The following is a 21,146-nucleotide window of genomic DNA, read 5'->3' as shown; positions in this document are numbered from 1 at the left end:
TTTTTTAATGTCCGACCAGGTCGATAATCATCACTTCCGATTGCGACCCTAATCGCATCGGCACGCCCCAAAAGCCATAACCTGATGTGACAAAAAAATGCCCTTGATTGATTTTTTCATAGCCGTAACTTAAGCGATAAATCAGTTTTACAACAAAATTTGCCGGGAAAATTTGTCCATTATGGGCGTGACCGGAAAGTTGAATATCAATCGGCAAATTGGCGTGTTGTTCAATCTCTGTTGGACGATGATCCATTAGAATCACTGGTAATGCAGTGTTGACGCCTTTCAGTAACTGCGCCGTCGTTGGTCTGTTTTTCACGAGGTCGTCATTGCGCCCAATGAGGGTAAAACGTCCATCAATCAAGACACTTTCATCCATCACGGGAATGATCCCTGCCTTGCGCATTTCCGCTTCAATGCGTTGTTGATCGCCAAAGAAATCATGGTTTCCCAGTGTAGCATACACGCCAAGCGGAGCTTGCAGTTTGGCAAAGTGCGGTTGCATTTTTTCTGCTAAATAGGCGTTGACGTTATCATCCATAATGTCGCCGGGGAGCAAAATAATATCTACCTTTTCCTGCCGCATGATGTCAGCCAACGTATCTAACTGTGTTGAGCCAAACAAACGCCCTAAATGCAAATCGCTTGCCATGCCAATGCGTAAAGGTTGCATGGGTTTATCCAGCTTGACTTGATAATGGCGGATCACCGGTGTGTAAGCGTTATATAAACCTATTCCAATAAATCCTAAAAAGAGTATCGGGTAGAGTAATTTTAGTGCCTTATCCCACGACTTAAAAAAGCGATGCAGTATGCCCATGATGGCACTGCTAAACGTGGAAAAGAGCAGTAAGGTGAGAAGCAAGGCACTGACGCGAAAACTTTCGGCATACAGACGCAAAGGGGCGGTTGCAATCAGAGCATTAAAGAACAAAAAAAGGGTGAGGGTCAGCTTGGTGCGCATTTGGGGGCTGAGATTAAACAGCCAGCCGAGTGTACGACTAAAACCGAATAACATAAATTGTAAGGCCAGCACGGCAATGGCCATGGTGATGTAGTGTCGGGTTTCCATAATTTTTCTGCTAAAAGTGCGGTTGTTTTATTGTGCGTTTATCTTCAAAAAGCAGTGCTTTTTTATCAGAAGAGGAGAGGGCTCGGATAATAATATGGATAAAGGCGCCGCGCAACGGCAGGGTAAATTGATCGTTCCCAATCGGCAATTTTTTCGCTAAAATGCCCACACTTTTTTTACTCAACTTTTTAATAACGGAAGAAAATTTATGTTCGGAAAAGGCGGTTTGGGCAACTTGATGAAACAAGCCCAGCAAATGCAAGATCGTATGCAAAAAATGCAAGAAGAAATTGCACAATTAGAAGTGACCGGCGAGTCAGGCGCAGGGCTAGTGAAAATCACGATTAACGGTGCGCATAACTGCCGTCGTATTGACATTGATCCTTCTTTAATGGAAGACGACAAAGAAATGCTGGAAGACTTAATCGCCGCGGCATTTAATGATGCAGTACGCCGTGCTGAAGAGTTACAAAAAGAAAAAATGGCGTCTGTTACCGCCGGCATGCCATTGCCGCCAGGCTTCAAAATGCCATTCTAAAAATCGTCCGTAAAACTTACCGCACTTTATCTCTAAAGTGCGGTTTATTTTTTTAGTCAATTCACCGAGAACCTTATGCAAACCAGTCCCTTGTTAGAAAATTTGATCGAAAGCTTACGTGTATTACCGGGCGTTGGCCCTAAATCCGCACAACGTATGGCGTATCATTTATTGCAACGTAATCGTAGTGGCGGTATGCGTTTGGCACAAGGACTGACTGAAGCCATGTCAAAAATTGGGCATTGTGAGCATTGCCGTACTTTCACGGAAGAAGAGGTTTGCCATATTTGCAACAACCCTCGCCGTCAAAATTCAGGTTTGCTTTGTGTGGTGGAAATGCCAGCAGATATTCTTGCCATTGAGCAAACCGGGCAATTTTCCGGGCGTTATTTTGTGCTTATGGGGCATTTGTCGCCATTGGACGGCATTGGCCCACGAGAGATCGGCTTGGATTTATTGCAAAAGCGTTTACAAACAGAATCCTTCAAGGAAGTGATTTTGGCGACAAATCCCACTGTTGAAGGCGATGCCACGGCGAATTACATTGCAGAATTGTGTTTGCAACAAAACGTCAAAGTCAGCCGCATTGCCCACGGCATTCCGGTAGGCGGTGAATTGGAAATGGTGGATGGCACCACACTGACCCATTCTTTCTTAGGTCGCCGCGAAATCGGCTAATCTTTTCTCCTCTGCATTTTCTTGTTTATGCGACTTTTTATAGCAGAAAAACCGAGCCTTGGGCGCGCGATTGCGGATGTTTTGCCGAAACCGCACCAACGTGGTGATGGCTTTATCAAATGTGGCGATAATGACTGCGTGACGTGGTGTGTGGGGCATTTGCTGGAACAAGCAGAACCCGATGCCTATGATGCGCGTTTCAAGCAATGGCGCTTAGAGGATTTGCCGATTGTGCCGCAAAAGTGGCAGTTAATTCCGAAAAAAGAAACCTATAAACAGCTAAAAACCGTTGAAAAGTTAGTGCAGCAAGCGGACATCCTCGTCAACGCAGGTGACCCGGATCGTGAAGGGCAATTGCTGGTGGACGAAGTGTTCAGTTATCTCAATTTACCACCGGAAAAACGCAATGCTATCCAGCGTTGTTTAATCAGCGACTTGAACCCAAGTGCGGTAGAAAAAGCCATCAAAAAATTGCAACCTAACCGTGATTTTGTGCCCCTTGCCACCTCCGCGTTGGCACGTGCGCGCGCCGATTGGCTCTATGGCATTAACATGACACGGGCTTATACCATTCGAGGCAGACAGGCAGGTTATCGCGGTGTGCTTTCCGTTGGGCGAGTGCAAACACCCGTACTTGGCCTTATCGTACGTCGTGATTTGGAAATTGAACATTTCCAACCAAAAGATTTCTTTGAAGTGTTGGCTTGGTTGCGTAACCCCAAAGAGGAAAAAACATCGGAGAAATCCACCGCACTTTTTTCTGCGTTGTGGCAGCCGAGCAAAGCCTGCGAAGATTATCAGGATGAGGATGGACGCGTCTTATCTCATGCGCTGGTGGAAAATGTGGTGAAGCGCATTACCGACCAACCGGCGGAGGTGACGGATTATTCGGATAAACGGGAAAAAGAAACGGCACCGTTGCCCTATTCTTTGTCAGCGTTGCAAATTGATGCAGCCAAGCGGTTCGGGATGTCCGCACAGGAAGTGCTGGATACCTGTCAACGTTTGTATGAAACCCATAAATTGATTACTTACCCGCGTTCCGATTGCCGTTATTTGCCAAAAGAACATTTTGCTGATCGTATGGCGGTGATGAATGCCATTTCTACCCACTTAGCTCCATTTCAGCCCTTGCCTGAGATTATCGACCCTGAGCAAAAAAATCGTTGTTGGAATGATAAAAAAGTCGAAGCACATCATGCCATCATCCCAACCGCAAAGAACCGTCCGGTGAGTTTGAGTTCGGCGGAACAAAATATTTATTTTCTGATTGCCCGCCAATATCTCATGCAGTTTTGTCCTGACGCGGAATATCGTAAATGTAAAATCACCTTGAATATTGCAGGAGGAACTTTTATCGCGCAGGCTCGCAATTTGCAAATTGCCGGCTGGAAACAGCTTTGGGGCAAAGAAGACAGCGATGATGAACAGCAAGACGCGTTGCTGCCGGTCGTCAAAAAAGGGCAACTGTTGCATTGTGAAAAGGGCGAAATTATCGGTAAAAAAACGCAACCGCCGAAACCCTTTACGGATGCAACTTTGCTTTCCGCCATGACGGGCATTGCCCGCTTCGTGCAAGACAAAGCGTTGAAAAAAATCTTGCGGGAAACCGATGGTTTAGGCACGGAAGCGACGCGTGCGGGCATTATTGAATTGTTGTTTAAGCGTGGTTTTCTCTATAAAAAAGGGCGTAATATTCACAGCACCGAGTCGGGGCGAATCTTAATTAACGCATTGCCGGATGTGGCAACACAGCCTGACATGACGGCACATTGGGAGTCACAGCTTGATGGCATTAGCCGTAAGCAGGCGAGTTATCAGCAATTTATGCAAAACCTCACACAGCTTTTGCCGGAATTATTGCATTACATTAATTTTTCCGCTTTACGTGAGTTGAGTCGGCATAATCCAGGTGTGAACAAGACTGCGCCGAGAGCAAAGAAAAGTTAACGAGGTCTAAAAGTGCGGTCGTTTTTCAAAATGTTTTTTACTGATCGAATTTGCACCAAACAGCGTAAAAATACATAAAACAGCTTGCGGAGCGCCAAGATATCCGCTAATATCTGCGCCGTTATTTTTCATTAGAATTTGCTAAATCAGAGAAGATAAAATGTACTCAGCGTTGTTAATCATTTATTTGGTCGTTTCCATTGCCCTTATCGCTTTTATCCTGTTACAACAAGGTAAAGGTGCAGATGCTGGCGCATCTTTTGGTGGTGGCGCATCCGGTACCGTTTTTGGCTCTGCCGGTGCGGGTAACTTCCTTTCTAGAACAACAGCTGTTTTAGCGATTATCTTCTTTGTTATTAGTATCGTTATTGGTAACATCAATTCGCACAAAAACAATGCAAAACAAGGTGCATTTGATGATTTATCCGGAACTGCTGAGCAAATTCAGCAACAACAGCAAAAAGCGCCGGCTGTGTTAGACACAAAAAATAGCGACATTCCTCAACAATAAAATTTATCAAATTAAGCTCTGGTGGTGGAATTGGTAGACACGCTATCTTGAGGGGGTAGTGACCGTAGGTCGTGCGAGTTCAAGTCTCGCTCAGAGCACCAAAAACAGAACCTAGCATAAATGCTAGGTTTTCTTTTTTCTCTCTTTCTAAAATTTCCTTTCTGAAGTGATTTACCTATAATTGCATTTATGGTCACTGATTTTAATTGACTCGATTCTTATTTCATCTCAAAAATCCCAAAAGGAATTTATCATGCAGAAGATATTTTTCATTGTTGCTGTACTTAGTCTGGTGCAGTTTGCCGTTGCGAAATCAAATCATCATGAGGACTTTAGTTGTGATGAGCGGAAGTACTGTAAGGAAATGCGTTCTTGTGCTGAAGCGAAATACCATCTTAATGTTTGTGGCGAGGGGCGTCTTGATCGGGATAAGGATGGGATTCCTTGTGAAAATGTTTGTCGTAGATAATAAAAAGCCTTGCTGATGAGCAAGGCTTTCTTTTTGCAGCTTAAGGTTGAGCTGTTGTTTTTCTTAATAAAACATAGCCAACAACAGCGGACACACCGGATCCCAATAAAATCCCTAATCGAGATAGCGTATCAAAGCTGTTATATGCCGTTTCACCGAAAGCAAGACCTGCTAGGAACATCGACATGGTAAAACCGATGCCGCAGAGTATTGCAATAGCAAAAATTTGAGCGAAATTAACCCCTTGTGGTAACTGGGCAAGACGTAATTTGACCGATAGGTAGCTGAATAGAAATACGCCTAATGGTTTTCCGACGATTAATCCGAGTGCAATACCGAGAGTAAGAGGTGAATTGAGGCTGGATAAGCCCACGTTTTCTAAAGGAACTCCCGCGTTGGAAAAAGCAAATAACGGTAGAATTAAATAAGAGCACCAAGGTGCTAGAATATGTTCAAATTGGTGTAATGGGCTTGAACCGTTGCGACCTTGCATTGGAATGCAAAAGCCAATAATGACACCGGCAAGCGTAGCGTGTACGCCGGATTTTAATACGGATGTCCATAAAATTAAGCCAATGACCATATAGGCGCAGAGGGCGCTGACTTTAAAGCGATTCATGGTGACTAAAATACTGATGGTCACCATAGCGATAATTAGTGCCGGCGTGCTGATTTCATGTGAGTAGAAGATTGCAATGACGATAATGGCACCAAGGTCATCAATAATGGCAAGTGCCAATAAAAAGACTTTGAGTGGTAAAGGGATGCGTTTCCCTAAAAGAGCAACAATACCAATGGCAAAGGCAATATCTGTGGCCATAGGGATTGCCCAGCCGGAGTAAATTTCGGGTGTACCTTTAGCAACTATAAAATAGATTAATGCCGGTACCACCATCCCACCAATTGCCGCAATGGCAGGGAAAATCGCTTGTTGATAACTTGACAGTGAACCTTCTAACATTTCACGCTTGACTTCCATACCAACCAAAACGAAAAAGACTGCCATAAAGCCGTCGTTGACCCACATTAATAAAGGTTTAGCAATGCTGAAAGCACCGAATTGAACGCTGACCGGTGTGTCGAGAAAATTAAAGTAATATTCGCTAAAAGAAGTGTTAGCAAACAGGATAGCCATTGAGGCAAAAAGTAATAATAGTATGCCACCTACAGCTTCTGATTGAAAAAATGTTTGAATGCGCCTAATCAATGTAAATACTCCCCAAAATAGATAAATAATTAAAAAATAAAATATAGATAAAGATCAAGAAAGTTACCTTAATTTGATGTTTTTTTCAAGAAAATGGCGAATTTATTAATTAAAGAGTATGCAATTAAGGTTTTTTGAATAATTTATTTATTATAGGTTTTGAAATAAATGGGAACTAATTTAGCGTTTCCAAGTATGATTTACCTAATTGTTCCATTTGATGTTGAATCCAAAGTTGTCTGCGTTTGGTATAAGTACCGGGAGCATTGACTTTATAAATGATCGGATTGGGTAAAATGGCGGCTAAAAGTGCGGCTTCATTTTGCGATAAATTTTTGGCCGGTTTTTTGAAGTAAAAACGGCTGGCAGCCTCTACGCCATAAATTCCTTCACCGAATTCTGCGATGTTTAAATACACTTCTAGAATACGTTTTTTGGACCACAAGGTTTCTAACATTAAGGTTGCCGGCACTTCGATTGCTTTGCGTAACCAACTTTGTCCATGCCATAAATAGAGATTTTTGGCGGTTTGTTGGGAAATGGTGGAGGCACCTCGGATTCGATTGCTTTTTTGATTATGCAGAAAAGCCCGTTTGATTGCAGTGAAATCAAAACCGTAGTGTTCGGGAAAATTCTGATCTTCAGCTGCAATCACTGCCAGCTGCATTTGCCAAGAAATATCCTCTAAGCTCACCCAATCGTAACGTGTTTGATAAGTAAAATCACCGGACAAAATATGAGATATTTTTTGTTCCAGCATATAACTGGAATAGGGAATGGGAATAAAAGGAAAAGCAAACGTGACTAATAAAGTAGCAAGTAAAAAACGATATAAAAAACGTACCGCACTTTGAGTAGGGAATTTCCTGAAAAGCGGTAATCTGCGCAAGGATAGATTGCGCAGGTTGGCTAGTTTAAATGGAAATTTAATGATTTCTTTCTTGCGCATTGAGTTGCGTTTTTATCCAATCAATAAAAACAGGATCCATGGTTTTTAACATGTTAGATCCCCGAGTGATGGTTGCCGCACTGGTGTTCAGATTTTGTTGGATTTCCCGTTGTGGCAGCTCTTTATTAAGTAGTTGGGCGATAATTTGCAGGCGAAGCCCTAACGCATCGCGCTCATCAGGGGTAAGCAATAAGGTTAATACATCCTGAGCCTTACCTTGTTCAAAGGCGATTTGCAACATATTGAGGAAGGCATTCCATTGTTCTAAATTGCGACTAATATACATATCAACAATCCTATACTATTAAACTAGTCCGGCTAGTATAGCCGATCATATTCCTCATTGCTAAAGGTTTGTGGCTCTTCTTTTTCTTGCAATATTTGATAGTAAAAATCGTAAGTGAGTACGTTTTGCACATAACCACGGGTTTCATAGAACGGAATGGAGGCCACAAATTCATCCATTTCCAACTTGCCATTGGCACGCGCCAACCATTTTTCCACGCGATGAGCGCCCGCATTATAAGCAGAGGCAATCAAAATACGGTTGTTTGGATATTTGGCGTTTAGCTCTGCTAAATGTGCCGTGCCTAACAAAATATTATTGAGCGGTTTAAATAAATCCGCCTCGCCTGCGTAAGGCAATTTGGCGTTTTCTGCCGTGGCTTTTGCTGTGCTCGGCAGTAGTTGCATTAAGCCCCGTGCATTGGCGGAAGATTGTGCTTGTGGGTTCCAGGCGCTTTCCTGACGAGAAATCGCCATGGCGAAACTTTTACTGACATTGGTATTTAGCGCGGCTTGCGGTTTGGTTGTGCTTAACGGCGGGCGGCTTTTGAGAGCAATATCATAATAATCGCTATAAGCAATTGGTAAGCGCAACTGAATGTAATCAAACGCTTTAGCAATAATGGAGCCATCCACACCTAAATCAAACCAGTTTTGTTGGTTGGCATATTGACTAAGCGCCATTTGTTTCTCTTTTTTGTCATTACCGGACAGATTTTCCAACAAGAAACGCCAACGCTGTTTAGCCGGGCCAAATCTTTCGAGTTGACGTAGTTCGGCGATTTCTTCCAATGCCGGTTTTACTTTTTTGAATTCACCAGCCCAATAAGGATCGGAGATACTCGGGGCAATAAGTAATTCCGGTTGACCGAAATCATAACCGTTGCCACGGGTTTTCGGATGTAATTTGGCGGCAGCCAACATTGGATAAAAACCGCGTTCATCAGAAAGTGCGGTCAATATTTCTTTTGTTTTTTTGCTATCGCGTTTCGCTATTGTTTTGGCCTGCCAATAACGCCATTCTTGTTTTTGCTGACCTTCTGCTGAAAGCGCGTTGAGCCATGGGGTTAAATCGGTCTTTTGCCAAATGGCCATACGCAAACGGCGTTCAGTGAGGTTATCTGCTCTTAATTTGAGAATTTCCGCATCCCGCCATTGTTGGAAATTCGGACTTTCATTGTCAAAAAAATGACCCAGAAAAGCAATTTCCCACTCACGAATTTGCGCATCTGTTAATTGCCAATTTTTTGCCCATTGTTGATAGGGGGCAAAGTTAGGCTCTTTCATTGTTTCCGATAGCGTGCGTAAATAACGCGGAAAGGTTTGCACTACTGCAAATTTTGTGACGATTTTATTATTTTCCTCAATGAGTGGCAGTCTATCGGCCAATTCAGGCAGGGTTGCCGGATTTTTTAATAGGGACTCAAAGCGTTTTAAATTCGCCAAAACCATTTCGTCTTCTTTCGCACTATCAATTTTATTTAATTCCGATGATAGCAACGCCATACCGTTCGCATCATTTTGGGCAAAGAGTTCCTCGGCTTTTTGGTAGATTTTATCTTGTGTTCGGTTGCCATCGGAATACCACTTTGCCCAAAGTTGTGCGTCATTAGGGAGTTTGCTGTTGGCTAACCAAAGTTGTTCATAGCGGGAAATAATGCTTGAGCTATTGGAGTTTTGCTTTTTATCTGTTTTATTTGTGTGTTCAAGCTGAAGTTCGGCATTTAATACAGCTATTTGTATCTCTAAGGAACTTGGCTTAACGCGTTGTGCATAATGGACTAATCCTTCCGTATCATCAGCATTCATTAAGAGCGTGAAAATGCTTTGTTCCCATCGATTACGTAAAAAATGCGTAGGATTTTGCGCGATAACTTGTTCAATTTCGTGTTTTAATGCTTTTACTTCTTCAGGTGGCGTCTCTTTACTCACGCTTTTAATACGGGCGTCAAGGTAGGCGGTCATCGCATCCATTTTCAATGGATAGTCTTTTAAAGACTCAATGAGGTTAAGATATAACTCGGCGTTATCGGAAACGTTGTTATTTTTTACCGCACTTTTAAGCAGACTTTCTAATTGAATGAATGTTGAACGTTGCTTAATCAAAAGCAATTCCGAATCATGTTGCTGTTGTGCCCACTTTGCTTGTTCTTGCGCTAAATTGATTTTGTGGAGTACGGCGCTTTCGGTTTTTGCTGCCAAGGCAGAGAAAGAAAGTGCGGTTAAAATTAACAGAGAAATTGAGGTTCGTTGCAAGTATCGCATGGCTATTTTCCATTAGTCATAAATCAAAGGCGGATACTTAGATCCGCCTTTGTTATCATTAGTTCAACATGTTTCTGTGATTACCGTTTGAAAATTAGAATACTTTTTTAAACGGCTTAATGATGACATCACCATACACGCCGGCTTCGACATAAGGATCTTGATCTGCCCAGTCTTTTGCTGCTTGCAAGCTATCAAACTTGGCAATGACGGTCGAACCGGTGAAACCGGCCTCACCTGGATTTTCATCATCAATAGCCGGGTTTGGGCCAGCGGTTAATAAACGATCTTCCGCTTGGAGTTGTTTCAAACGAGCAAGGTGTTGTTCACGCACTGCTAAGCGTTGAGCCAAGGTATTTGGTTTGTCTTGAGCAAAAATAACGTAGTACATTTTAAGTTCTCCTTTCTGGTTATCGTGTGTTGATATGCGCCAAAGCGATATCTAATTCATGATTATTCTCACGTGGAATTGGGCGTGGCCGGCCTTCCGGATCGACGGCAACGAAGGTAAATTGCGCTTCCGTTACGCAATAACGCTCGCCGATAGGTTCGCTTGCCACTTTTTTTACCCAGACTTCTACTTTGATTTTAATTGAGCTACGTCCAACGTATAAGCATTGTCCATAGCAACATACCACATCGCCTACGCTAACTGGGCGAATAAAATTCATGCTTTCGACAGCAACGGTCACAACACGACCATGAGCGATTTCTTTTGCTAAAATTGCACCGCCAATGTCCATTTGAGACATGATCCAGCCACCGAAAATATCGCCGTTGGCGTTGGTGTTTGAGGGCATCGCTAAGGTTCTGAGCAGAAGCGTGCCATGAGATTGTTGTCCGGTTTTACTATCAGTGAGTTGAGCTGACATCGATTATTCCTTGTTTTTTTCTTGTTGTGTTTGAGGTAAATAGCGATAAATATAAAGACCAGTAATGATCGTGGCGACAAACGTCATACCGATAATGCCGAAGGACTTGAAATCGACCCAAATGTCGTCCGATAAATATCGGCTGATATAAATGTTAAGTAACATACATAAAATAAAAAAGCCACTCCAACCTAGATTTAAGTTTTTCCAAACATGTTCCGGCAATTGGATTTCTTTTCCAAGGAGTTGTTTTATCAACAGTTTTTTGAAACCAAATTGAGCAATAAGTAAAACCAATGCAAAGAGCGCATAAATAATCGTCACTTTCCATTTCAAAAACTCAAGATCGTTAAAGTAAGCAGTGAGGGTACCGAAAAAAATAACCGCACCTGCCATGAATTTTTGTTGCGTTTCAATTTTGCCGTATTTCACTTTTAAAATAATGAATTGCACGATAGTTGCGATCACTAAGGTGATTGCCGCTTCACGAATTCCAATTAATTTATAGACGGCAAAAAAGAGAATTAAGGGAATAAATTCAAGTAATTGTTTCATATTGATGTTATGCCTTTGATATAAATAACGTATAAAAACGGTATGTGACAACCAATGCAAATACATTGATTAGCGCAACCAGGATACCGCTAATGAGTGCCATGATGGCATTGCTTGAAAAGGCGGTGAGAAAATTTTCCACAAATGGGATCAGCACATAAATCAGCAAGCAGAAGATAAATAATACAGACACACGCCCCATCGCAGCACGCCACGTGATTTTAGCGGAATGGCTTATGCTGTCGTTTGTTAGCAAATAATGTACCGGCGCCAAGCAAAGACGAATATAGAGCCAAATGCCGATAACCATTGCAAATAATGAAATAATGGAAGGTTGTATTTTTTGTTGAATAGCGATCATCGCTTCTGTGAGCCCCACAAGAATTGGGATGAAAATCAAAAAGCTCAGTAACATAGCGCCCCAAATACGTTTCAGTGTCGCGGAAAAACTCTGCAAAACGGTACTGAATTGTCGCAAGCTAATTTGATGAATGGTGACTAAACACCATGCACTGATAAAAATATAAATAAACTGTTTAAGAAAAAAGAAAGTCACCAAATTGATGCCTTGTTCTTCCGAGATAGCGGAAGAAATTTGGTTGTTTGACAGAGAAACAATAATTTCATTTGGTAACATCACTGACTGCAGCAACACCATGATGATATCGGCAAAAAAGTAAAGAGCACACAAGACGATGATGTTTCGCTTTTCATTTTGCATGAAATGAAAGCTATCTTTAATAATTTGGGTAAAGTTTATCGGCATTTCATTTACTTAATTAAGCGTGAAAGAAAAGAGCCTAATTATACTGACCTTTCAGGATAAAAACATAAAAAAACGGAAATTTGTATTAAAACAATTTTATTGTTTTTTCCATATAAAAATTGGGCGTCATTTGCCCAATTTTTTTGTCTTCCTCACCTATGCAGCAGCATCTAGCATTTCTTGTGCATTGGCTAATACAGCATCCGTAATTTTGCTTCCGCCTAACAATTTTGCTAATGCCTTGACCCGTTGTTGTGGGGAAAGTGCGGTCATTTTTGTTTCCGTTTTTTGATCGACGGTCGATTTTTCAACCGAGAAATGATGTGTTCCATGGCAGGCAACTTGCGGCAAGTGGGTAACACAAATGACTTGGCATTTTTCGCTGAGTTTTCTTAATAATTTGCCGACCACATTTGCTGTAGCGCCGCTGATACCGACATCAATTTCATCAAAAATTAATGTTGGGATGGCGGTTTGGTTAGATGCCTGTACCTGAATGGCTAAGGCAATGCGAGAAAGCTCACCGCCGGAAGCAATTTTGGCGAGCGGTTGAGCGCTTTGACCTAAGTTACTTTGTAGGGTAAAAATCGCATTATCTGCACCATTTGCACTTATCTTGTCATAGTCACTATGCAACTCAATAAAGAATTCTGCGTGTTCCATCGCTAATTGTTTGATGGATTTGGTTACTTGCTGTGCCAGCTTTTGTGCACCCAATTGACGGCTTTGATGAAGTGCAGTCGCTGTGGCAAGCATTTTTTCGTGAGCCGCTTGTTCTTGTTGAATGAGCATTTCTTCACTACCGGAAAAATCTTCCAATTCATTCAATTCCGCTTTGAGACGACGGTGTAATGCCACTAAATCTTGTGGTTTTACATTGTGCTTGCGCGCTAATTGCACGGCTTGCCCCAGGCGTTGTTCAATGTCTGCCAATAACGTTGGATCTTGCTCAATATTGCTGCTTAACGACTGAATTTCATTGGTGGCTTCTTGCACTTGAATTAAGGCTTCATTTAATAGATTTTGCACGTCGGTATAACGATTATCTAACTCGCAGAGTTCACTTAAATGTTGCACCGCGCGATAAAGTAGCGAATCTGCGCTGACCGTTTCATTTTCGCTTAATAATTGCAAAACTGACTGGGAAAGCTGCGTTAATTCTTCACTATTGGAAAGACGAAGATGATCCGCTTCTAATTCCTCGTATTCATTTTCTTTTAAATTAAACTCATCCAGTTCACTTACTTGATACTGTAAAAGCTGTTTTCTCGCTTCGTTTTCCGCACATTTTTGTTGGAAGGTTTTGACTTGATGTTGCAAATTGCGCCATGTTTGATAATCAAGGCTCATTTGTTGTAAAAGTGCGGTATGTTGACAGAAATTATCGACTAACTGCAGTTGGTAGTCGTTTTTCAGTAAACGTTGCGACGCGTGTTGGCCATTAATTTGAATGAGATGTTGCCCAATCTCTTTTAATTGGGCTGCAGACACCGGAATGCCATTAATGAACGCTTTAGAGCGTCCGTCATGATTAATAATGCGGCGTAAAATGCAGTCTTCAGGATTGTCAGGATCCTGCAATTCGTTTTCTTGTAAAAATTGGAAAGCCGGGTTGTTACTGTTTAGATGAAATGTCGCACAAATATCCGCGCGCTCTTGACCTTCTCGTAACATTGAGGCGTCTGTCCGTTGTCCGAGGCAGACACTTAGGGCATCAATAGCAATAGATTTTCCCGCGCCGGTTTCACCGGTGATGACGGACATTCCTTGCAATAATTCAATATTTAACTGACGAACAATAGCAAAATTATTAATGGTGAGTTGGGTCAACATAAGCAAATCCTCTTTACTGTATGTTTATCAGTATACTGCTGTTTTAATATACAGTAAAGAGGGTTGTTGATCTTTAAGAAAAGTTACGCAACCAACCTAATTTGGAGCTTAATACTTTGTAATAATTGTAGCTTTTAAGATGCAGTAAACGGAGAGGATAGTCACATTTTTGAATGTGGATAATATCATCAGGCCCGAATTGGAGGGCAACTTGACTGTCGCAACCTAACTCTAATTGAGAAGTGTTGTATTCTGCAAAGCGAATAGAAATTTTGCTATTGCCGTCCACCACGAGCGGGCGTGAAGACAAGGTGTGTGGAAACATCGGCACCAGCGCGATGGCGTTGAGTTGTGGGGTTAAAATTGGGCCACCGGCAGAAAGAGAATAAGCGGTTGAGCCGGTTGGCGTTGAAATGATTAAACCATCGGAACGTTGTGAAAACGCAAACTGATCATTGATATGCACGTGAAAATCAATCATATGCGCAATTTTGGCCGGGTGAATCACCGCCTCGTTGACGGCAATACTACTGGCAATGATTTCATTGTCGCGTTCCACACAGGCTTTTAATAGGAAGCGTTCTTCTACAAAAAATTCGCCGTTTTCCAAGCAGGCTTGTAATTGGGAATAGGCGTTTTTGGGGTCAATATCCGTTAAAAAACCTAAATTGCCACGGTTGATACCGATAAGCGGAATATGATATTCGGCTAAAATGCGGGCACGTCCCAACATATTGCCATCGCCACCAATAACAATTGCAAGTTGAGCAGATTGGCCGATTTCTTCTAAGGTAGCTAAATGTTTTGGGGGAAGCTCAATTTTTTTACCGATATCTTGTTCAACTAACACCTGATAACCGCGTTCAATTAACCAAAAAAACAGGTTTTTATGCATTTGTAGGTTGATATCATTTCTCGGTTTACCAACCAATGCAATGGTTTGAAATGAGGTATGCAACGTTTGCGGTTTTGCCGAATTTAACGTATCCATATTGTTTTTACATTAACTTGAATTCAATAAATTGGGCATTATATTACAACAGAAAGCCTTTTACTCAAGTGGTAAATGCGGCATTTTTTGTTATAATCGCCTAACTTTTATTAATTGGAGAATGACTATGGCAGACGAACAAAAACAAGAAAAAAACGAAGAATTAGAACAAGATCTTCAATCGCAAGAAGTGGATGTTGAAGAACAAAAAAACATGGAAGATCCTTTGGAAGAAGCTATCGCACGCGTACAAGAATTAGAAGCACAATTAGCGGAAACCGCAAAAAAAGAACAAGATTTATTGTTGCGTACCCGTGCTGAAATCGACAATATTCGTCGTCGTACAGAACAAGATGTTGAAAAAGCGCATAAATTTGCGTTAGAAAAATTTGCCAAAGACATTTTAAACACCATTGATAACTTAGAACGTGCTTTAGCCACCCCGGCAAACACTGAAGATGAAACCGTTAAAGCTTTGTTTGACGGTGTAGAGCTAACATTAAAAGAATTATTGGCGACGGTTGCCCGTTTCGGCGTTGAACCTGTAGGCGTTGTCGGAGAGGTTTTCAATCCGGATCTCCACCAAGCCATTTCTATGCAACCGATGGAAGGCTTTGAAACCAACCAAATCACCACCGTATTGCAAAAAGGTTACTTGCTTAACGGCCGCGTGATTCGCCCGGCAATGGTGATGGTAGCAGCGTAAGTTAATTACAGATAAAAGAGCGGTCATTTTTTAAAAACTTTTGAAATCCGGCCGCACTTTAGAATAAAGAAAAAGGAGAAGTTTCAAACTTCTCCTTTTTTGTTGGTTAAAATTCTAATTGCATAGAGAGTCGATAGTTTCTACCCGGTGCATAGAAGCGGTTAATACCTAATCCGGTATTTTGATTGATCATATTACTTGTTCCAAATGGACGTATTGATCTCGCCGAATCCCAAGTGATGTATTTACGATTGGTTAGGTTATAGACACCCGCTCTTAATGTGAGATTTTTAATTGGTTTAACATAGCCCAATAAATCGAGGGTTGTGTAAGAATCACTTCTCCATTTAAGCGTTGTTTCTTTCTTACCTTCTTCTTTGTGATACATATTATAAGTATCTTCCGCATTTTTGGCGGATACGTGAGAAACATATAAATCTAATCCAAATTTTTCATCAGGATGAGCATAGCTAATTCCATAGATTGCTGTTTTCGGTTGAATTGGATTCATTGGAATATTGCCATCCATTCTTCCTTTTTGCTGACTATATTTATAACTTAGGCTAAATCCATTGAGGAATTTAGTAAGATAGCTTAATTCCAGATGAGATGAGATTTCAAAACCGGTTACTTTCGCATTTGGGCGATTTATATTTTGATAAACGCTAAATGGCAATAATTTAGAATGCCCTTTAAAGTTGTAATTTCCTTTATAGGATAAATCAATAAAGTTATGATATCTGGTATCAAAAACAGACCCTGTGATGTACCCCATGTCATTATGGAAAGTTAAAGAGAGTTCTTTTGTTTTTGCTGTTTCCGGTTGAAGATTTTTATTTGGTAAAATAGAAAAATCCGGATGTTTAAAGGTGAAATAAATTTCATCACTTGTCGGTGCACGGAATGCCTTACTGTATTTAACTTGTAGGCGTAACCAGTCTAACGGATCAATTGTTGTGCCAAAGGAATAAGAACTCGCTGAGAATTTTTTAGGTTGCGCAATTTCTTTAATATTGGCAATTGCGTTGGCTTCTTTCTTAGCTAATTCCGTCATATCCGTATCGGCGCGATTTGGATCAAACTTAGGTTCTGTGATATAGAGGTTTGTCACCATATCATCAGGGATTTTCGGTGTGACACCCGGAATGTATTCAGGTTGATATTTTACGCGGTCATAACGATAGCCCGCATTGAAGGCAAAATAATCGTTCACACGGAAGTCATCAATAAAATACAATGCGCCGCTTTTGGTTTTAACCGGAATTAAGAAAGAAAATACATTTTGTTTGTTACAGAGAGTATGTGATCTGTCCGGATTTAATTCTGTCGGACTTAAGAAGGTATCGCAGTTTGCAGGATATTCTGCCCACCATTTCAGGTTACGCGGGCTGGCTCCTGACGTATTTACCATGGATTTTTCCATCTCTGCCCACAATGCACCATAGGATAGCTCGTGTTGAGTCTTACCTAATTCGATATGTTTGGTCAGATCGAGATTAACTTGTTTGGTTTTGCTGACTAGATCGCGTTGTGACCATAAATTGTCTTGATAGCCTTTTTTATTTGGCATGAAAAACATCGGCCCGCTCAATTGGTTATTACTCATGATGGCTGTTTTGGCATATTTTTTGCCATCTTTTTCGAACACTTCAATAGGAATATCGACTGGTGTTCCGTCTTTTTGAAAGCCGGTAATGTTTGGTTTATTACAATTAAATGCCTCACAGCTAAAGATATGAGAAACATTGGTTGGAACAAGCTGTTCATCGCCGATTAAACCTTTATCGGCACCCAAGAGATCATAGCTTTTGCCATTTATATTTAACTTGCTTTCTGCTGGGGTAGTGCTTCCTTTTTTGGATAGTGTAGCTTTACAGGTTGATACATCTCCCACTTTTGGTGAGTCCCAAGAGCTGAAATCATTATCACAAGACTTATTGCCTGGTTTTACATAATAATCTTCATAGCCACTAGGAAGTTTATCCCAGTTAACTCGTTGCCATTTGTATTTTTTGGTTTTTCCATTATATGGTTCTACTGGCAGATCAACTGTTGTATCTGAATCAGGTTGAGACATCGCCGGTTTATTGTAATAAGACGCTAATTTACCATCTTTGCCGACAAGTTTGTTTTCGTCGTTATATTTCATCCCAAGTGGGTTACCGGCCAAGGCACATTTGTCATTTCCATCACAATAGTCATCGGTTCTCGCACGAGTGGTGATTTTTTGTTGGGAGTAGGTAATTTTTAATGTGTCCCAAAACGGTGTTGAGGAAAAGTTTTCATACGTAAAGGCAACATTTTTACGTTCGACTTTATCGTCTGTATGACGTAACTCGGCTTCATCATAACTTTGATACTGCGTATTTGCTTTCAACGTATAAGAGAAGTCGTGGCCTTTAGAGGTTTGTTTATATAAATCGGCCATTACCGAGAAACGATGATTGTCTGTCGGTTGGAAAGCGAATTTCATTAATGTACTGTCTAGCGTACGACGATAAGGGTCTGCTTTTTCTCTTTCTTTACCTTGGATATTGTCTTTAAAGTCTTTATAGCCAAAGTTTTCGAGTTCATTCCCTTTACGAGACGTTGCCACAACAATGGCATCAAACCATTTATAGCGTCCTGCCAATGTTAACGTGTTTAGATTTTGATTATCCGCAGTGTTGTAACCGCGCTTGTAAGAGGCGTAGTAATTTTTCTCGATTAAATAATCGCGCGCGTCTTTGGTTTCAAAACTGACTGAGCCACCCAATGCACCGCTACCGGATTTAAGAGAATCTGCACCTTTACGAATCGTTGCTTGTTTAAGCGTTTCTATTTCTGCGCTGTTACGTGTGTTATTAAAATTGCCATAGCCTTCAAACAGTTCTTTAAACCCCTGTGAGGAAATTGTTTGTGCCTGTGCTAATCCATCAATTTGAATGGCAACTCGGTTTTCTTCTACACCACGAACGGCAAAGCCACTGTTCCCAAATCGACCAGCTTCAACAACGGTGATACCAGTGTCATAACGTACAAGATCTTTCACATCTTGGGCTTGTTCTTTTTCTAATTTTTTTGCTGTTTTAACGGTTTCCGCAATTTTAGGTGGGGTTTTGTCTGCAGCATTTCCGTTACCATTTGAATCGCCCGACACTACGATTTCATTGAGTTGTTCTGTCGGTTGATTGCTTGTCTCTGCAGAAGTCACAGAAGAAATACTTAGTGCTGTAAGAATGGAAAGGGAAAGATAGCTTGGTTTAAATTTACGCATAAATTTATGGCTCCTAGTAAATCAAAAATAATTATCATGTAAATAATAATGGTTCGCATTATTTTATGTGGACTTTTATTTTGTGCAAAGCATTAAAAACAATATGTTTTTAATTTTTTTGATATACATCACATTTCATTTTATGGAATGACGAAAAAAAGACCTATTTTTTCAAATAGGTCTTGGGAAGGTGGGCTTAAAGATCTGCGACAGAAGTGCCTTTCAACAATTTTCTTATCCAACTACGGTTTGCTGATAAATGGTGTATAAGGTCTTCGCTGAGCGGAAGTGGTTCGTTGTAGATTAACGAAGCGAGTATTTCGCCCAATATCGGGGCTGAGGTTAAACCGCGTGAGCCGAGGGCGCCGATGAGATATAAATTAGGGTGTACGGTAGCAGGTGAAACGGCCTGTTTACGGCGAAGCAAGTTAAACAGATTTTTATAATCTATACATTGTTGCTCAAAATTCGGCACATTGCCGACCATTGGGATACGATCCCGCATGGCGCAACGCACGCCGATTCGCGCCAGATTGGCAGAGGTATCCACCTCTTTCACCCAAGGCATACCCTCTAAGTTCTTTTGGATTTTTTCCTGATTTTCCCGCTGTTCCTGCTCGCTAAAAGTGCGGTCAGCGCAATCACGCACATGGCTGGCGCCAATGCAATGGCTGGTTTTAGCCTGATCGGCAGGCGTGATGTAGCCGTCATAACAGAGCACGGATTTCAGTTTCAGCAGATGCTCTGACATGGGAATTTGGCTGACTTGCCCACGCACGGCATAAAGCGGTAGCGACTGCGTTTGAGGAAATTCATGCAGTTGATGCCCGTTGGCGAGAACGACAATTTGATGATGGAACCTGTCGTTTTCAGCATTCGTCACCAGCCAGCCGTTTCTTTGTGGGGAAAGTGCGGTCATTTTTTGCGATGTTTTTATGCTGAGCCCACGCTGTTGCAAATAAGCAAACAGATTCTGCACAAATTGCTGTGGCGCAAGCCATCCACCCAGTGGAATAAATCCGCCGTCACAAGGCAATGGGAGACCGACTTTAGCGCTTAATTCTGCTTGGCTTAGGCTTTGATAAAGGCTTTCAGGCAGCTGAAGTTGCGAAACTTTCTGTAATTTGACCGCACTTTTTTCGTTATAGCCGCACAGTGCCACACCACAAAATTCATGTTCAAATTTAATGAGGTTTTCGGCGTTACGTAATTGTTGTAAGCCGTAAGCGAAAGCCTGTATGTAAAAGCGAATGTTGCGTTCGTCATCGTCACTCAGTTGCGGATAAAATGCGCCTTGTTTGTTACCGGAGGCGTTCATCGCCGGCTGTGGATCCACGCAATAAAGGGTGACGTTCGCGCCTCGTTGCATTAAGGCGAATGCGGTAAATAAGGAGGCGATGCCGCCACCCACAATGGCAACATCCGCCACACTCTCAAACTGGGCGGGTTGTGGCAGGTACCATGGGGTGAAAAGTGCGGTGGGTTTTTCAAGTGTTTTTTCACCCGCCAAGCATTCACGTTTTTTACCGTAACCTTTGCGCTTTTGCACGCTGAAACCGGCATTTTCTAAACCTTTACGCACCGCGCTTGCGGCAGTGAAGGTGGCGAACGTGCCTTGCGGTTTGGTGTAACGGTACATTTGCGTATAAAGCGCGTCATTCCACATATCAGGATTTTTGCTGGGGGCAAATCCATCTAAAAACCACGCATCGATTTTGTTGTGCATATAATCGCCGAGCTGTGGCAAATTGTCGTGAATATCACCAAACCAAAGATCGAGCGTGGTTTCCTCAAAATGAAAACGATAGCAACCTTCAATGGGATCTAACCAATGCTGTTGTAATTGTGCGGAGAGAGAGGCAAATTGCGGATAATGTTGATGAGCACGCGATAGGGCTTCTACGGTTAGCGGATATTTTTCAAAGGAAATAAAAAATAGGCGTTGTAATGTTGCCTGTGGAAATTGTTGGCGAAAATCACGAAAAAGTGTGGTGACGGCGAAAAAATTCAACCCTGTGCCGAAGCCTGTTTCTGCAATGACGAAGTGCCTTTGTTGGTGTTGTTGCCAACGTTGCCACAGTTGATTGCCTTGTTGAAAAACGTAACGACTTTCTTCCAAACCGTCTTGGTTAGAAAAATAAACATCGTCAAATTGATTGGAAACAGGCGTGTTTTCTTGGTTAAAACTGATGTCGACATGGCTAATAACGCGCATTGATTTCATTCCTTGGCTAATTTCG

At 41.8% G+C, this 21,146-nt stretch carries 20 protein-coding genes and 1 tRNA gene; 7 read left to right on the top strand and 14 right to left on the bottom strand.

Annotated elements, in window-relative coordinates; all coding sequences use genetic code 11:
* Nucleotides 1-4: 4 nt before the first annotated feature.
* Nucleotides 5-1,075, bottom strand: coding sequence for a metallophosphoesterase (locus ACO5E4_RS04615; protein WP_485862221.1), 1,071 nt, complete (start codon nt 1,073-1,075; stop codon nt 5-7).
* A gap of 10 nt (nt 1,076-1,085) precedes the next feature.
* Entirely contained in the window at nt 1,086-1,259 is a 174-nt protein-coding gene (locus tag ACO5E4_RS04610; protein ID WP_314955262.1) for a hypothetical protein, read from the bottom strand.
* Between the two features lie 24 nt (nt 1,260-1,283).
* On the opposite strand from ACO5E4_RS04610, the gene ACO5E4_RS04605 reads away from it, so the two are divergent.
* From ACO5E4_RS04605 to ACO5E4_RS04580, 6 genes are all read left to right on the top strand, one after another.
* Complete coding sequence (locus tag ACO5E4_RS04605) at nt 1,284-1,613, top strand: YbaB/EbfC family nucleoid-associated protein (protein ID WP_006717376.1); 330 nt, start codon at nt 1,284-1,286, stop codon at nt 1,611-1,613.
* Nucleotides 1,614-1,688: 75 nt separating this feature from the next.
* A complete protein-coding gene (gene recR / locus ACO5E4_RS04600; protein WP_021615662.1) occupies nt 1,689-2,291 on the top strand; it encodes a recombination mediator RecR in 603 nt (200 codons plus the stop codon).
* Between the two features lie 27 nt (nt 2,292-2,318).
* Nucleotides 2,319-4,241 carry a DNA topoisomerase III gene (locus ACO5E4_RS04595; RefSeq protein ID WP_485862220.1) on the top strand — a complete coding sequence of 641 codons (1,923 nt, stop codon included), beginning with the start codon at nt 2,319-2,321 and terminating at the stop codon, nt 4,239-4,241.
* Nucleotides 4,242-4,401: 160 nt separating this feature from the next.
* Entirely contained in the window at nt 4,402-4,752 is a 351-nt protein-coding gene (secG, locus tag ACO5E4_RS04590) for a preprotein translocase subunit SecG (protein WP_006717383.1), read from the top strand.
* 15 nt (nt 4,753-4,767) lie between these two features.
* Nucleotides 4,768-4,853, top strand: a tRNA-Leu gene (locus ACO5E4_RS04585).
* A 152-nt stretch (nt 4,854-5,005) separates the two neighbouring features.
* Nucleotides 5,006-5,221, top strand: a complete 216-nt coding sequence (locus ACO5E4_RS04580; RefSeq protein WP_485862219.1) for an excalibur calcium-binding domain-containing protein — start codon at nt 5,006-5,008, stop codon at nt 5,219-5,221.
* Between the two features lie 40 nt (nt 5,222-5,261).
* Here the strand turns inward: ACO5E4_RS04580 and nhaA are convergent, their stop codons facing one another.
* From nhaA to ACO5E4_RS04530, 10 genes are all read right to left on the bottom strand, one after another.
* Nucleotides 5,262-6,428: a Na+/H+ antiporter NhaA gene (gene nhaA / locus ACO5E4_RS04575; RefSeq protein WP_485862218.1), complete on the bottom strand. Its 1,167-nt coding sequence runs from the start codon at nt 6,426-6,428 to the stop codon at nt 5,262-5,264.
* A gap of 175 nt (nt 6,429-6,603) precedes the next feature.
* Nucleotides 6,604-7,377, bottom strand: coding sequence for a monofunctional biosynthetic peptidoglycan transglycosylase (mtgA, locus tag ACO5E4_RS04570; protein ID WP_485862217.1), 774 nt, complete (start codon nt 7,375-7,377; stop codon nt 6,604-6,606).
* Nucleotides 7,355-7,663, bottom strand: a complete 309-nt coding sequence (gene trpR, locus ACO5E4_RS04565) for a trp operon repressor (protein WP_485862216.1) — start codon at nt 7,661-7,663, stop codon at nt 7,355-7,357. Before trpR ends, mtgA begins: the two co-directional genes overlap by 23 nt.
* Before the next feature lie 32 nt (nt 7,664-7,695).
* A complete protein-coding gene (locus ACO5E4_RS04560; RefSeq protein ID WP_485862215.1) occupies nt 7,696-9,927 on the bottom strand; it encodes a transglycosylase SLT domain-containing protein in 2,232 nt (743 codons plus the stop codon).
* A gap of 94 nt (nt 9,928-10,021) precedes the next feature.
* A complete protein-coding gene (locus ACO5E4_RS04555) occupies nt 10,022-10,318 on the bottom strand; it encodes a YciI family protein (protein WP_308665402.1) in 297 nt (98 codons plus the stop codon).
* Nucleotides 10,319-10,337: 19 nt separating this feature from the next.
* A complete protein-coding gene (yciA, locus tag ACO5E4_RS04550; protein ID WP_314955242.1) occupies nt 10,338-10,799 on the bottom strand; it encodes an acyl-CoA thioester hydrolase YciA in 462 nt (153 codons plus the stop codon).
* A 3-nt stretch (nt 10,800-10,802) separates the two neighbouring features.
* Entirely contained in the window at nt 10,803-11,354 is a 552-nt protein-coding gene (locus ACO5E4_RS04545; RefSeq protein ID WP_485862214.1) for a septation protein A, read from the bottom strand.
* A gap of 7 nt (nt 11,355-11,361) precedes the next feature.
* Nucleotides 11,362-12,120, bottom strand: coding sequence for a beta-methylgalactoside transporter (locus ACO5E4_RS04540; RefSeq protein WP_485862213.1), 759 nt, complete (start codon nt 12,118-12,120; stop codon nt 11,362-11,364).
* A 156-nt stretch (nt 12,121-12,276) separates the two neighbouring features.
* Nucleotides 12,277-13,953 carry a DNA repair protein RecN gene (gene recN / locus ACO5E4_RS04535; protein WP_485862212.1) on the bottom strand — a complete coding sequence of 559 codons (1,677 nt, stop codon included), beginning with the start codon at nt 13,951-13,953 and terminating at the stop codon, nt 12,277-12,279.
* A 73-nt stretch (nt 13,954-14,026) separates the two neighbouring features.
* Entirely contained in the window at nt 14,027-14,944 is a 918-nt protein-coding gene (locus ACO5E4_RS04530) for an NAD(+) kinase (RefSeq protein WP_376922637.1), read from the bottom strand.
* Between the two features lie 127 nt (nt 14,945-15,071).
* Between ACO5E4_RS04530 and grpE the strand changes: the two genes are divergently transcribed.
* Nucleotides 15,072-15,650 (top strand): nucleotide exchange factor GrpE, encoded by a 579-nt coding sequence (gene grpE, locus ACO5E4_RS04525; protein WP_485862211.1) that lies wholly within the window; start codon nt 15,072-15,074, stop codon nt 15,648-15,650.
* A 106-nt stretch (nt 15,651-15,756) separates the two neighbouring features.
* On the opposite strand, the gene ACO5E4_RS04520 is transcribed toward grpE, so the two are convergent.
* Both ACO5E4_RS04520 and mnmC read right to left on the bottom strand, forming a co-directional pair.
* Nucleotides 15,757-18,906, bottom strand: coding sequence for a TonB-dependent hemoglobin/transferrin/lactoferrin family receptor (locus ACO5E4_RS04520; RefSeq protein WP_212510497.1), 3,150 nt, complete (start codon nt 18,904-18,906; stop codon nt 15,757-15,759).
* 196 nt (nt 18,907-19,102) lie between these two features.
* Complete coding sequence (gene mnmC / locus ACO5E4_RS04515) at nt 19,103-21,121, bottom strand: bifunctional tRNA (5-methylaminomethyl-2-thiouridine)(34)-methyltransferase MnmC2/FAD-dependent 5-carboxymethylaminomethyl-2-thiouridine(34) oxidoreductase MnmC1 (protein WP_485862210.1); 2,019 nt, start codon at nt 21,119-21,121, stop codon at nt 19,103-19,105.
* Between the last annotated feature and the right edge of the window lie 25 nt (nt 21,122-21,146).

Source organism: Aggregatibacter sp. (assembly GCF_057314075.1).
This window is presented reverse-complemented; position numbering and strand designations above follow the sequence as displayed.